The sequence below is a fragment of the Pedobacter sp. D749 genome (assembly GCF_019317285.1).
GTDB lineage: Bacteria > Bacteroidota > Bacteroidia > Sphingobacteriales > Sphingobacteriaceae > Pedobacter.
Genome location: NZ_CP079218.1, coordinates 1,869,755 through 1,882,216, shown reverse-complemented (window position 1 = coordinate 1,882,216; position 12,462 = coordinate 1,869,755). Strand labels below are relative to the sequence as shown.

Genomic DNA, 12,462 nt, shown 5'->3' with positions numbered 1-12,462 from the left:
GTTCTATCTGTTTACGCGCATGTTCGGCCAGTTCCTTGCCCAATGTCATCATGCCCATTAAATGAGCCCATTGAACAGATCACAAGAACTACAATTGAACAGATCACAAGAACTACAATTATGAAACAGATTCGCTTAGTAAACGGCTTTTAAATTGTTTAGGCTTTAGTTGATGATGATGTTCAAATACCCTGGTAAAATGGCTAAGGTTAGTAAACCCCAGTTTATAAGCAGTTTCAGATACAGACAGGCTGCCAAGAAGGCTTGCTGCCTGGATCATTCTCATGGACTGGTAGTATTGATGAATGCTTTGTCCAAAGATCTGCACGAAGAGCTTTTGCAATTTTGTTAAACCTAAACCAGACAGATTAGCAAGTTCGGGGAGCAGCGGACAACTATTCAAATTCTTAAGTATCGCCAAACGGACAAGATAGATCTTTTCAGCGTCTTCCTGTTTAACATTTACCGGGGCGATAACCGGGCGTTTATATAAGTTTTTAAAAAGATGATAAATCAATTCCTGTGCTCTTGTCTTATAAAGTAACATCGGCAGTTCCGTAGCGCCATTGATCCTGATGATCTCCTTTATAATATGATCCATTTCGGGAAGAATGACATCATAAATAACAAATGACGGCTGGGTTTTAACCAAATCTGAAATTGTAGCGCGACTTTCGCTATTGAGTAAGCCAGTCAGGTAGCTACGCGAAGTGCCGATGATCAGAAAGTTGATTTGTTTGTCTGCCGGCATCTTTAGTTCAGTATTAAAGTTACACGTTCCAATCTCTACTTCAAATCCTGTCAATTCAAGAAAGAAAGGATCGTGTTGTTGCTGACTGTATTTTGATAAGAATTTAGACCGGTCAAATTTTAGCGTTATACTTTCGGTGTTTGCAATGGCCTGCCGCCTGAGTACAAGATCATAGTTTAATTTATAGTTATGAATAAACAGGGCCATGCCATCCAGGCTGATATGCTGGATGTACCCCGCTCCCAACCATTGTGGCAGATGTACTTTGTCTCCTTCCACAATCGTACCGAAATGTTTGGCGAAAGCAGTCAGAAAATGATAGTTTTTTATGACTTGAAATTCAAATTCTACGGATTTAAAACTTTCAGGTTTTACCATTATAAAATAAATAGTGCCGTTTTGGTAGCGTGGAAAAGACTCCATTAAATATACTAAATCAAAAGCATCGATTTGCGATTGATCGGACTATTTTTTTAAAAATGCGGCCTATAGCGACTTTTTCGACTATTGTTTTTTATAGGCTATGCTTTGTGCTTTAGCTAAATTTGAAAATAGATACATCACGAATATTTAAACAGTATAACTATGGACAATTCACATCCTTTGCCGATAACCGTTGATCCTGAAGGTGGGGAAATATTATCGACCGTAGGCGATAACTATCGCGTATTGGTCTCGGGCAAGCAAACCAATGGTGCATTTGCTACTATCGACATGCTGATCCCTCCGCAAAGCGGACCGGGACCTCATTCTCATGCCAATTTTTACGAATCTTTCTATATCGTTGATGGCGAGGTAGAAGTTCATTCTGAAGCCGGATCTTACACCGCGACAAAGGGTTCATTTGTGGTCATACCTGAAGGCGGTGTGGTGCACTACTTTAAAAACGTAAGTGATAGGTTAGCGCACCTGCTTTGTACAGTTGTGCCTGCCGGTTTAGAGGCGTTTTTTGAAGAAATAGGTGAACCGGTAGCTGCCGGTGAATTTCTTCCACCGCCGCCCATGACACCAGATGCTGTAAAAAAATTGCAGGCCATCGCGGAAAAACATGGGCAAATCGTATACCCGCAAGACTACCTCGACAAAAAGTAATGTATTTGTTCACCATTCAAACCTAAACGAACCATGAAACATTTCAAAAAAGACGACACGATCATTTTATTGATTGATCATCAGGTAGCATAAACAATGAAAATCTTAATAATTAAGGCGATTTGGCAATTGGTATGGAAAGAATGATGGCCAGCCTTTCCTCCTTTTTCAGGTCTAAACCAGAATTCCAGCCCGGTCCTTTAAAAAAGGTATAGCTCTTTTGTCCGTTCTGATCAAACGAAATACGTTCTATGGCCATTACGCGATCCGGAATACGGGCGCCAAACCAATCAGGATCTGCCTTTCCTTTCCAGGTAACCATGTAAAGTACCGAACCGCCCGCATAATCTGCACCATCCTTTAAACGTTTTGCGGCAATGCCGTTGCCATAAAGTGTCGACATTGTTTTTCTTTGTGGCTGCAGGCTAACGGCCATTGGTATCATTTCCAAAGGATTTTCAGGAAGTCTGGAAATGCTTGCTATCGAAGCTCCATGATTGATCCGGTCAACTGTATTTGGCTTACAGCCCGTCATCAACAATATAATCAGGGCAAATAGCCCTGCGGTGAATATTAATCTCATCTTATTTTTTGTTTAAGTCCTTAATATCAAACGGTGTGGTAAATACATAATCGTGATCACGTTCTGGCCTGTGGCAACTGATACATTCTGAATCAAATTTTACCGTTTTACCATAAGGCAAAAGGTTTTCCCCTTTCCAACGTGCCCAGCCCCAACCTTTTGTAGCGGCATACTGCTTAACATCTTTAACCATAAACTCCACCTGAATAAATTGGCCTGCATAAACGCTTCCGTCCTTGCCTTGCTCCTGTTTCCATGCGGTTTTGGCAAAAATGGTTCCATCAGGCCATGGGTTTGTTTTACCCTCATGTATGGCTTTAACCGCTACCGGGTTGCCAAAAATGATACGGATGGTGCCATTGTCGAAACGCTCGGTAGTGCTTATTGCTTTCCAGTTGCGGTAATTCGGCAGGTAAGTTATTCCGTTTGGCGATCTTTTCACTTCCGTAACAGATTGTTGCGCTGCTCCCTTCGAATTGCTTTCTATACTGGCGGGTTTACTTACGGCATTATTTAACAGATAAGTCCTTAGCAAATCTATATCGTTCTGATTTAACTTTGCGGCAGGATGCAGTGCTGTATAACTGCTTAAAGGCATTTCTTTTGAAAGCATCCCGTTTAAGGCGAAATACAACATGGCATTACGTTGCGGGGTAGCGAGCGAATCCCACTGCGAAAAATCGAGTGCTTTCCTGCCATCACGGATATGCGAGGCCACCAAAAAATTAACAGGCGTGAGCCGGTCAAACCACCGCCAACTGGTTTGGGAGGAGTGGCAATCGAAACAGGACGTTTCCAATACCTTTGCCACTTCTTCCGGTACACCAGCCAGCCTTTTAACTTGCTGTGCTTTTGCTGAATGTAATTCCTCTGGCCTGATCAGCTGCGCCAGCAATACCAGGCTGAGGATGCCGAGTACGATTTTGAATTTGAGTTTCATGGATTATTTTTTTAATCTGCTCAAAATTAGCTTTCAAAGCACCCAATATACTATTACAATCCTATGAAAGGGATAATTTTAGCCTTAAAGGCGAATAAAACGCTTTGAATAGTCCTATCTTTTTAAGACCTTGACCCCTAAAATCGAGCTAAATTAGTCTGCCGATTTTTAACCAACCCTATGTTAAAAGGACGATTACACCTGCTACTTTTTCTTACCATAAGTATTATGGTAACACTGATCAGTTACTTTTCTTTCCGTTACCTTTATAACAGTGCTGCCGAAAAGTTATGGGCCAGCAAACTGGAATCGGGCGCGAGGGAAAGCAGGGAAATTGGACGCTTGCTCGAACAGCAGCTGCAAAGCGGACTTGCGCAGCAAAAGGTGATCCGCAACCTCCAACAAAGCATAGAAAATACCGATACCCAGGGCGAGTTTATCTGTATGTATGATAAAAACGGTATCGAACTTTGTCACCCCAATCCGGCGCTCATCGGCCAGAAAATAGCGGAGGGCAATTCTATGCTTCAATCCCGAAATGGATCAATACCTTTTAATGAAGCCATTGCGCAACAGAAAAGGCTGGGCGGTACACGGAGTTTCCCCGAAGCGAAAAACAGGAGTTCAGAGATCGTAAATATTTATCCGGTTAAGGGCAGCGACTGGATCGTGGCGGCACATGCCAATATCGAAGTACTACAGGCAGAACTATCCGGCCTTTACACACAGTTTATCATTTGTTTTTTAACCACTGCGGTCATTATCATCGGCAGCTGTTTAATGCTGATCAGGCAGATTTATGGCCGGTATGAAAAATCGGTTTCATTAGAGATCAGTACCCTGAATGAAAAAGTGAATACTTTGGGTAGCTTAAATGAACAACTGGCCAAACTGCAACAGGAAAATGCGGCAGTTTCTTTAAACCCGGACAAGGAAACTGCCCGTAAAAGGATGGTAACGTATTTAAAAGACGAACTGATCCACCTTGATATCACTGAGATAGCTTTTTTCTTTTTCGATGGTGCTGCTGTTAATATCATTACACACAATGGTAAAAAGTACTCCACCGCATTAAGCCTTGATGAGTTAATGAAACAGCTTGATGGAGATACCTTTTACCGTGCAAATAGGCAGTTTATTATTAGTCTTAACGCTATCAAAACCATTTATATTTATGGCAAAAACCAACTGAAAATTGTGGTTTCGCCAGAGCCCGATGAAATAATATTGATTAGTAAAAACAAGGTATCGGAATTTAAAAAATGGCTTGACAGGTAATTTCTCAATAAAAAAACACGTTAATACATTTAACTTAAAAATAAATGCTTTAGGTTATTGATGGCAAATTCATTGTCTATGTGCAAACATCGATTTTGCCTGGAAATATCTAGTGCGCTTATAGTATTATTTCAACCCTGTCTTGATCTTCCGGCAAAGGCTGCCCGCAGATTGCCTCGGGTTTAACTGATAATTTGATATTTCCTCGAAGAATGAGATGCATTTTCATTTAGAGCCTGTTTAAAATTAAGTAAAATTTATTTCATATGTCAGTCTGAGCGTAGTCGAAGACAATTTTTTGTAGTTAAGAGAAGTAATCGACTTCGCTCTTGTGACAAGCTAGTAGAAGTAATGTAATTGAATAAAATTTAAACAGGCTCTTAAATTGAGCATTTAATTTTACACATAATTTTCTAACTCCACTGATTATCAAACCGCTATTTATGATGCATTAATTTAATAAAAATAGTTAATGAGTACCCAATCATTATTCTATATTTGCGCCCAAAATAAATATGTATATGAAATCAAAATTAACCCTCTTAATTCTTCTTGTTGCGGTTTTTATCTCTTGCAAAAAAACTACCAATGTTGACGTTAAAATTTCTACCAGCGGAAAACTTACCTATAAGCTAACTGACGATGCCGGAAAAGGATTGGCAAATGTAAAAGTGTCTTTATTTGACCGCATGGATACTTATTATTATTCAAACTACAACATCCTGTTAGAAACCCGTTTAACAGACCAGAACGGTTTGGCTGACTTTGGAGACCTTAATCCAAACAGTTACTTGCTTGTTACCGATTCTGCGAAAGTTAACAATGTAGCTTATATGGTTCAGGAGTATGTTCAGGTAATTACTGGTGCTGTTAAAGCTAAGGAAACAAAGGTAACCGACTATTCAGGAACATTTGCGCTTACAGTTAGATCTTACAATAATAATCAGCCTTTAAAAAATATAGGTGTGATTATAATCCCGTCAAATAAATTCAATTATGCATCAACTACGGCTGCCAATTTAAAAGTCGCTGATTTTTCGGGAGTTACCAACGATGCCGGTTTGATCACATTCAAGATCCCTTCGAATAAGCAGTACTCCGTGTACCTTTATAATACGGTTACCAATGCTTCTTACAATTATAATGGTAGCTTATCGGTACAAAAAGATGCTACGGTTAACTATTCAACGAATATCTATCAACAATAGTTTGATCGCAAACGCGCTTATTTTATAGCATATGAAATGTAAAATTGTGCTCCTGTTCGGGCTGTTTATTTTAGCACTCTCCTGTAAGAAGATTACCAACGTTAAATTAGTTGATGGAATAAATTCTGGTAAATTGAGTTATAAACTTGTAGATGATGCAGGGAAAGGTTTAGCTGGTATTAAAGTTTCCTTGTATGATGCAGAAATGAGTTTAAGTACAAGCTTCCCAGCTCCAAATGCATTAATTGTTACGGTAAGTACAGATCAGGACGGCGTAGCTTATTTCTCTGACCTTTTACCTAAAAATTACCTTGTAATTGCAGACACTGTAATTGTCAATAAATTGAGGTACCGTACTAATGAATTTATTCAGGTTGTTGCCGATACAGATAAAAAAAAGAGCACTAAAGTTTCTGATTTTTCAGGCTTTATAAACCTTACACTAATCTCCAATAGCGACTACAGAACTCCCTTAAGAAACACGGGAGTGGTTGCTTATCCAGTTAACGATCTTAAGCTTAATTCGGGTAATATTTTTGATGTGATTAATTCCTCAACCCTTAAGGGGATAACGGATGCTAACGGATTTGTATCGTTTAGAGTGCCTTCTGATATGACTTTCGATTTTATTGTATATAACCTGACAAACCGCAATCTTGGTTATGGATATGGTAATTACGGTGTTTCAAAAGATACTAAAAATAACCCTACAATCTATTCGTATCCGTTTTAATATAATATTATCAGGTCAGGAAATTAAAAAAACAAAGGGCTGTTCGAAAATGATCGGGCAGCCCTTTTGATTTCATTCCTGAAACACATCAGTTAACCTGCAAATAGTCGTCTGATCATATCGCTTTTAATTACCCTTAAACTTTTCTATAGCTTCGGGCGTTACCGGAGTAAAAAGATTCACCAGATTGCCATCAGGATCTCTTAATAATAAAGATTGATTGCCCCAGGGCATAATGGTAGGTTCCTGTACGATTACGCTTTTTAAAGAAACCGCTAATTGTTCGAAACGTTGCTGCACATCATCAACCCTGAATTCGATAATCATGCTACGGTTTTGTGCAGGTTGGGCAACACTGTCGCCACCAAAAAATTGTAAAGTGCGTATGCTCCCAATGGCCAGGGTTGCGCCTGGGGTTTTTAACTCGGCAAAATCAGGCGTGTATCTGGTGGCTTTTAAACCTGTTACCTGTTCGTAAAAATTGATGAGTGTTTCAACCTGGGCCGTAATAATGCGGGTGGATATTAAATTCATTGCTAATTATTTTAATTGTGCAACGAAGGTATCGGCTGCTCGTGACAACTGTTTGTCAGGGTTTGTAATATTTTTTCTTTTCCCTGTACATATTCCTGAAGAATAAGTTGGTATGGGGGCTTGATGTCGCGGTAAAACATAAAGGAATATTTCGTGCTGGCTTATCTGATATATCCTGCTCTGCTTTATCCTCATGAAAAATCGGGGATGCTGCCTCGATCAGTGCTATGAACTTAGGCCTGTGGCACAGAAAACCGACATAGTAGCAGAAAATGACTAAACTAAACCTGATTGAACGAATGCCATTTTTCATGGCAGAAGGTAGAGCAGGAAGAAATAAACCTACGGAGTACTGCAATTGCTTTCCTGATAATAAGCCATCAAATGTTAATGTTAATCATGATGCAGGTTGCACCAGTTTACTCCTGCTTCGCTAGTGTACACTAGCCTCCAGAGACTGGAATATTAACCTATTTACTTACTGGTACTTGTTTACATAATCCTGAAGTCCGCCCTTCATTCCTACACCTACGGCTTCGAAACGCCATTCTCCATTGCGACGGTAAATACGACCGAACTCTACAGCAGTTTCGATAGAGAAATCTTCTTCCAGTTCATATTTCATAATTTCTACCCCATTGGTGTCTACAATGCGTACAAAAGAGTTTTTAACCTGCCCGAAGTTTTGCCTGCGTGCCAAAGCATCATGAATAGTTACCACAATGCACAATTCGCTGATCGCAGGGTTCACAACCGTTAGGTCAACATGGATCGCTTCATCGTCACCATCTCCCTCTCCTGTTAAATTATCGCCTGTATGGGTAAGGGCGCCATCCGGAGAAATTAAATTATTATAAAACACGAAATATTCATCAGCAATCAATTTCCGGTTTTCGCCAAGCATAAATACAGAGGCATCTAAATCGAAATCGTAACCGCTCGAGGCACTGTTGGTATCCCAGCCCAGCCCGATGGTAAATTTTGGAGCGCTTAAATTTTCGCGTTGTCCTTTTTGAAGATTAATGGCCATGTAATAACAGGTTGAATTTTAATGCCCGCAAGCTAAAGTTAAATCGGGATTATTGCAATGCCCGGGAAAAAATATTGGGTATTTGTAAAAAGGTATGAGCAGCTATATGTTTTTTTGAAAATGCAGGTCAGTTTTTTTTGGGGGCGGCAGTCCTGCTATCGCTGTTAGTCCTCCCCCGATGAAACCTGTGAAACAAGCAAGCACTCAATAAAGACAACATAGACGGTGCTTAAATCGGGGCTCCGGGCTAACCTGCTCTATCAGGTTTATTAAACAAAGGTTGGGTTTTCGTGGCGGAAATCCTGTGCCTGGTTCCGATTGGGCTGAGAATTTAGCTTCCAGAAGATATTTTTAGCCGCATTTTAGTCAATAGATACAAAGAAATCATTAATTTTCGGCAGATCTGTTCAATAAACATGATTTTTATCTAATGAAACTACAAAAGCATACCCATAAAATATTTTTCATTGCGCTATTGATTTTTTGCCAGCTAATGGCGTTTGGACAAACAAAAAAACAGAAACCGACAAGTAACACTAAACCTTTTGTGCTTGGCCTAATAGACGAAATACAATCTAGAGAACTGGCAGAGAAAAGAATCCTGAACATATACCTTCCTGAAGGTTATAATCAAAGCGACAGTACCAGATATCCGGTAATTTATTTGCTCGATGGTTCTGCTGATGAAGATTTTATTCATATTGCAGGGCTTGTACAGTTTAATAGTTTCGAATGGGTAAATCAGGTTCCTAAATCAATTGTAGTTGGTATTGCAACTGTCGATCGTAAAAGGGATTTTACTTTTCCTACATCGATTGAGCGCGATAAGAAAAACTATCCTACAACTGGCCATTCCGATCAATTTATTTCTTTTATTGAAAAAGAACTTGAGCCTTATATTCAGTCAAAATATAAAACGAATACAAACAAAACCATTATCGGTCAATCTTTAGGAGGTTTGCTGGCTTCCGAAATTTTAATCAAAAAGCCTGATCTTTTTAATCGATACATTATTATTAGTCCAAGCTTATGGTGGAACAATGGTTCGTTGCTCAATCTGGATTCGAAAATCAGTGGAAGTACCTTTAACCAGCAAACCGCGGTTTACATTGCTGTTGGTAAAGAAGGACTAACGCCTACCGAAATTCCCAGGGTAATGGAGGTGGATGCAAATGTACTGGCAGAAAAGATAAAAGGCTTTAAAAATAACGCTGTTAAAGTCTATTTCGATTATTTACCACAAGAGAATCATGCAACAATCATGCATCAGGCGGTTTCTAATTCTTTTAAGTTTTTATATCCCCTTTTGAAAAAAGAGTAACGCCAGCTCAGCGTCTATCTCAGAGAAATTGCTTTTAAAACATTTACAAAAATTAATTAGCCACGGAAGCACAGAAATCATGGAGGAGATTAAAGTTTTTCCGTGGCAAACATAATGCTTAGGCATGCGCAGAAAGAGGAAGAATTATCAGAGAAAGGTTAAAAGCGATTTCCCTGGCGTCTGCCTTTTTAAGGGACGGATATTCCATAAAAAATGGTAAAGCTATTCTCCTAAAATTAATGTTTTTAATGAAAAGAATAATTAAATTTTTAAATTCAAATAAATAAACGTTAATTAGACATTTATTTATTGTTATGAGCAACGCAAACTATGTAATTGGAGTAGATTACGGGTCAGATTCTGTCCGGTCTGTTCTAGTCGATACCGCAAACGGAAAAGAAATCGCATCATCAGTTTTTCTTTATCCCCGATGGCAGAAAGGTTTATATTGTAAACCCGCTGTTAATCAGTTCCGCCAGCACCCATTAGACTATATTGAAGGTTTAACCCACACCATAAAAGATTGCCTTGCAAAAGCCGGCGGTGCAGAAATTGCAAAGCTGGTAAAAGGTATTTCGGTTGATACAACCGGATCAAGCCCGGTTGCTGTTGATGCAACAGGTACTCCCCTTGCTTTAACCAAAGATTTTGAGGAGAATCCAAATGCTATGTTTGTGCTTTGGAAAGACCATACATCAGTTAAAGAAGCTGCCGAGATTAATGAGCATGCTACCAAATTCAGTACGAATTACCTTAAATATGTAGGTGGCATTTATTCTTCAGAATGGTTCTGGGCTAAATTGTTATATATCTTAAGGGTTGATTCAAGTGTTAAAAAAGCTGCAGCATCCTGGGTAGAACACTGCGATTGGATTCCGTTTTTACTTTGTGGTGGAAATGATATCACAGAAATGAAACGCAGCCGTTGTGCTGCCGGGCATAAAGCACTTTGGGCAGAAGAATTTAACGGTTTACCTCCGGAAGATTTCTTTAGTAGTCTTGATCCGCTTTTAGCCGGCTTTAGAGATAAATTATTCACCGATACCTATACTTCTGATATTGCTGCAGGAACATTGAGCGAAGAATGGGCAACTAAACTGGGCTTAAGTACAGATGTAGTTGTTGGTGTTGGCGCATTTGATGCGCACATGGGCGCGGTAGGCGGACAGATTGAGCCTTACTACCTGAGCAAAGTAATGGGTACAAGTACCTGCGATATCCTCGTTGCACCTAACCAGGATTTAGATGGCAAATTGATTAACGGCATCTGCGGCCAGGTTAATGGCTCGGTAATTCCGGGGATGGCAGGTTTAGAGGCGGGGCAATCTGCTTTTGGCGATGTTTATGCCTGGTTTAAGAACTTAATCAGCTGGCCGCTGAATCATTTATTGACTGAATCGGCACTAATAGATGAAGCTACAGCAATTGCTTTAAAAGAAGAACTCGAGGCTAAAATTATTGCCAATTTAAGTAAACAAGCTGAAGCTTTGGAAGACACTGATTATGCAGAACTCGCGATTGACTGGTTAAACGGCCGTAGAACACCGGATGCAAACCAGGAACTTAAAGGTGCCATAACCGGTTTAGGTTTAGGAACTGATGCACCACGCTTTTTCCGTGCTTTAGCTGCCGCCACCTGTTTTGGTGCCAAGGCTATTGTAGATCGCTTTAAAGAACAAGGTGTACCTGTAAAAGGGATTATCGGTATTGGCGGGGTAGCAAAAAAATCTGCCTATATCATGCAAATGATGGCAGATGTATTAGAAATGCCGATTAGAATTCACCGTTTCGAACACACCTGTGCATTAGGTGCGGCAATGTTCGCTGCAGTTTCAGCAGGCGTTTATCCGAATATTGAAGCAGCTATGGCAGCTATGGGAACAGGTTTTGAAAAAGAATATAAACCAAATATTAAAAAGCAAAAACTTTACCGCCAGCATTATCAACAATATTTGGGCCTGGGCAGATACCTGGAGAAATACAATAAAAAAGATGTAAAACCTTATTTATCATGAGCAACTATCAGGATATAAAAGAACAGGCCTACCAGGCCAATATGCAGTTGCCTAAATTGGGACTGGTACTTTTTACCTTTGGTAATGTAAGTGCTGCCGACCGAGCAAAAGGCGTATTTGCGATTAAACCAAGCGGTGTGCCTTACGAAGATTTGTCACCAGAAAAAATGGTCATTGTAGATTTTGACGGGAACACAGTTGAAGGAAATTTACGTCCCTCATCAGATACCAAAACCCATGCGGTTTTATATAAACACTGGGCAGAAATTGGGGGGATTGTACATACACATTCTACCTATGGTACGGCCTGGGCACAGGCACAAAGGGCAATTCCAATTTTCGGAACCACACATGCCGACCATTTAACTGTTGATATTCCATGTGCGCCGCCGATGGCTGATGAAATGATTAAAGGAAACTACGAGTACGAAACGGGTTTCCAGATTATGAACCATTTTGAAAGTTTAGGCCTGAGTTATAAAGAAGTCGAAATGATTTTAGTAGGTAACCACGCTCCTTTTACCTGGGGCAAAACGGCCGAAAAAGCAGTTTATAACAGCGCTGTTTTGGAAACTGTAGCACAAATGGCTTTGTTAACCGAGCAGATTAATCCGCAGGCCCCGAAGCTGAAAGATTCGCTGATTGAAAAACATTATGAGCGGAAGCATGGTGCCGGGGCTTATTATGGACAGAGCTAGATTAGTCCACAGTCATGAGTCTAAAGCCTTCAGTCTTGAATACAGAGATAAAGTGGCATAAAAGTTTAAAGAATTAGGAAAGCAATTGTAGTGGTGCTGATTCCATGTTTGGTGGCTCACCAAACAATTTTTTAAATATTAACAATAGATTAAAATATTTAGCGATTTGATTTGGAAAGCAATGGCAGCATCATTTAGGTTACAACAGTCCCGCCCCCGCTTCTGCCGATTGAAAAAAATCGGCATCTCGCTACGGTCGGGTTTAGTTGGCTAAAATTG

The 12,462-nt window shown here is 40.0% G+C and carries 12 protein-coding genes; 7 read left to right on the top strand and 5 right to left on the bottom strand.

Going from position 1 to position 12,462, the window contains the following annotated elements; genetic code table 11:
* Positions 1-118: 118 nt before the first annotated feature.
* Positions 119-1,129, bottom strand: a complete 1,011-nt coding sequence (locus tag KYH19_RS07540; RefSeq protein ID WP_219078188.1) for a helix-turn-helix transcriptional regulator — start codon at positions 1,127-1,129, stop codon at positions 119-121.
* Positions 1,130-1,354: 225 nt separating this feature from the next.
* On the opposite strand from KYH19_RS07540, the gene KYH19_RS07535 reads away from it, so the two are divergent.
* Positions 1,355-1,843, top strand: a complete 489-nt coding sequence (locus KYH19_RS07535) for a cupin domain-containing protein (protein WP_255562584.1) — start codon at positions 1,355-1,357, stop codon at positions 1,841-1,843.
* Between the two features lie 112 nt (positions 1,844-1,955).
* Here KYH19_RS07535 and KYH19_RS07530 read toward each other — a convergent pair whose 3' ends face one another.
* The gene (locus KYH19_RS07530; protein WP_219078186.1) at positions 1,956-2,426 is read right to left on the bottom strand and encodes a cytochrome P460 family protein; all 471 of its coding nucleotides are present in this window, start codon (positions 2,424-2,426) and stop codon (positions 1,956-1,958) included.
* A gap of 1 nt (position 2,427) precedes the next feature.
* Positions 2,428-3,366: a cytochrome P460 family protein gene (locus KYH19_RS07525; protein WP_219078185.1), complete on the bottom strand. Its 939-nt coding sequence runs from the start codon at positions 3,364-3,366 to the stop codon at positions 2,428-2,430.
* Positions 3,367-3,546: 180 nt separating this feature from the next.
* On the opposite strand from KYH19_RS07525, the gene KYH19_RS07520 reads away from it, so the two are divergent.
* The 3 genes from KYH19_RS07520 to KYH19_RS07510 all read left to right on the top strand — a co-directional run bounded on the left by KYH19_RS07520 (position 3,547) and on the right by KYH19_RS07510 (position 6,585).
* Positions 3,547-4,644, top strand: coding sequence for a LytTR family transcriptional regulator DNA-binding domain-containing protein (locus KYH19_RS07520; RefSeq protein WP_219078184.1), 1,098 nt, complete (start codon positions 3,547-3,549; stop codon positions 4,642-4,644).
* A 521-nt stretch (positions 4,645-5,165) separates the two neighbouring features.
* Entirely contained in the window at positions 5,166-5,852 is a 687-nt protein-coding gene (locus KYH19_RS07515) for a hypothetical protein (protein WP_219078183.1), read from the top strand.
* Positions 5,853-5,883: 31 nt separating this feature from the next.
* Positions 5,884-6,585 carry a prealbumin-like fold domain-containing protein gene (locus KYH19_RS07510; RefSeq protein ID WP_219078182.1) on the top strand — a complete coding sequence of 234 codons (702 nt, stop codon included), beginning with the start codon at positions 5,884-5,886 and terminating at the stop codon, positions 6,583-6,585.
* 126 nt (positions 6,586-6,711) lie between these two features.
* Here the strand turns inward: KYH19_RS07510 and KYH19_RS07505 are convergent, their stop codons facing one another.
* Both KYH19_RS07505 and KYH19_RS07500 read right to left on the bottom strand, forming a co-directional pair.
* The gene (locus KYH19_RS07505) at positions 6,712-7,119 is read right to left on the bottom strand and encodes a VOC family protein (protein ID WP_219078181.1); all 408 of its coding nucleotides are present in this window, start codon (positions 7,117-7,119) and stop codon (positions 6,712-6,714) included.
* A 478-nt stretch (positions 7,120-7,597) separates the two neighbouring features.
* Positions 7,598-8,149, bottom strand: a complete 552-nt coding sequence (locus tag KYH19_RS07500) for a TerD family protein (RefSeq protein WP_121283394.1) — start codon at positions 8,147-8,149, stop codon at positions 7,598-7,600.
* Between the two features lie 430 nt (positions 8,150-8,579).
* Between KYH19_RS07500 and KYH19_RS07495 the strand changes: the two genes are divergently transcribed.
* From KYH19_RS07495 to KYH19_RS07485, 3 genes are all read left to right on the top strand, one after another.
* Positions 8,580-9,470, top strand: coding sequence for an alpha/beta hydrolase (locus KYH19_RS07495; RefSeq protein ID WP_255562583.1), 891 nt, complete (start codon positions 8,580-8,582; stop codon positions 9,468-9,470).
* Positions 9,471-9,784: 314 nt separating this feature from the next.
* On the top strand, positions 9,785-11,485 hold the full coding sequence (locus tag KYH19_RS07490) for a ribulokinase (protein WP_219078180.1): 1,701 nt from the start codon (positions 9,785-9,787) through the stop codon (positions 11,483-11,485).
* The gene (locus tag KYH19_RS07485) at positions 11,482-12,183 is read left to right on the top strand and encodes an L-ribulose-5-phosphate 4-epimerase (RefSeq protein ID WP_132397187.1); all 702 of its coding nucleotides are present in this window, start codon (positions 11,482-11,484) and stop codon (positions 12,181-12,183) included. Before KYH19_RS07490 ends, KYH19_RS07485 begins: the two co-directional genes overlap by 4 nt.
* The last annotated feature ends 279 nt before the right edge of the window (positions 12,184-12,462 follow it).

Excerpts from the sequence above, each read along its gene's own strand:
- KYH19_RS07540 (WP_219078188.1), bottom strand. The coding sequence starts at position 1,129 with ATGGTAAAACCTGAAAGTTTTAAATCCGTAGAATTTGAATTTCAAGTC.
- KYH19_RS07530 (WP_219078186.1), bottom strand. The coding sequence starts at position 2,426 with ATGAGATTAATATTCACCGCAGGGCTATTTGCCCTGATTATATTGTTG.
- KYH19_RS07525 (WP_219078185.1), bottom strand. The coding sequence starts at position 3,366 with ATGAAACTCAAATTCAAAATCGTACTCGGCATCCTCAGCCTGGTATTG.
- KYH19_RS07520 (WP_219078184.1), top strand. The coding sequence starts at position 3,547 with ATGTTAAAAGGACGATTACACCTGCTACTTTTTCTTACCATAAGTATT.
- KYH19_RS07515 (WP_219078183.1), top strand. The coding sequence starts at position 5,166 with ATGAAATCAAAATTAACCCTCTTAATTCTTCTTGTTGCGGTTTTTATC.
- KYH19_RS07510 (WP_219078182.1), top strand. The coding sequence starts at position 5,884 with ATGAAATGTAAAATTGTGCTCCTGTTCGGGCTGTTTATTTTAGCACTC.
- KYH19_RS07505 (WP_219078181.1), bottom strand. The coding sequence starts at position 7,119 with ATGAATTTAATATCCACCCGCATTATTACGGCCCAGGTTGAAACACTC.
- KYH19_RS07500 (WP_121283394.1), bottom strand. The coding sequence starts at position 8,149 with ATGGCCATTAATCTTCAAAAAGGACAACGCGAAAATTTAAGCGCTCCA.
- KYH19_RS07495 (WP_255562583.1), top strand. The coding sequence starts at position 8,580 with ATGAAACTACAAAAGCATACCCATAAAATATTTTTCATTGCGCTATTG.
- KYH19_RS07490 (WP_219078180.1), top strand. The coding sequence starts at position 9,785 with ATGAGCAACGCAAACTATGTAATTGGAGTAGATTACGGGTCAGATTCT.
- KYH19_RS07485 (WP_132397187.1), top strand. The coding sequence starts at position 11,482 with ATGAGCAACTATCAGGATATAAAAGAACAGGCCTACCAGGCCAATATG.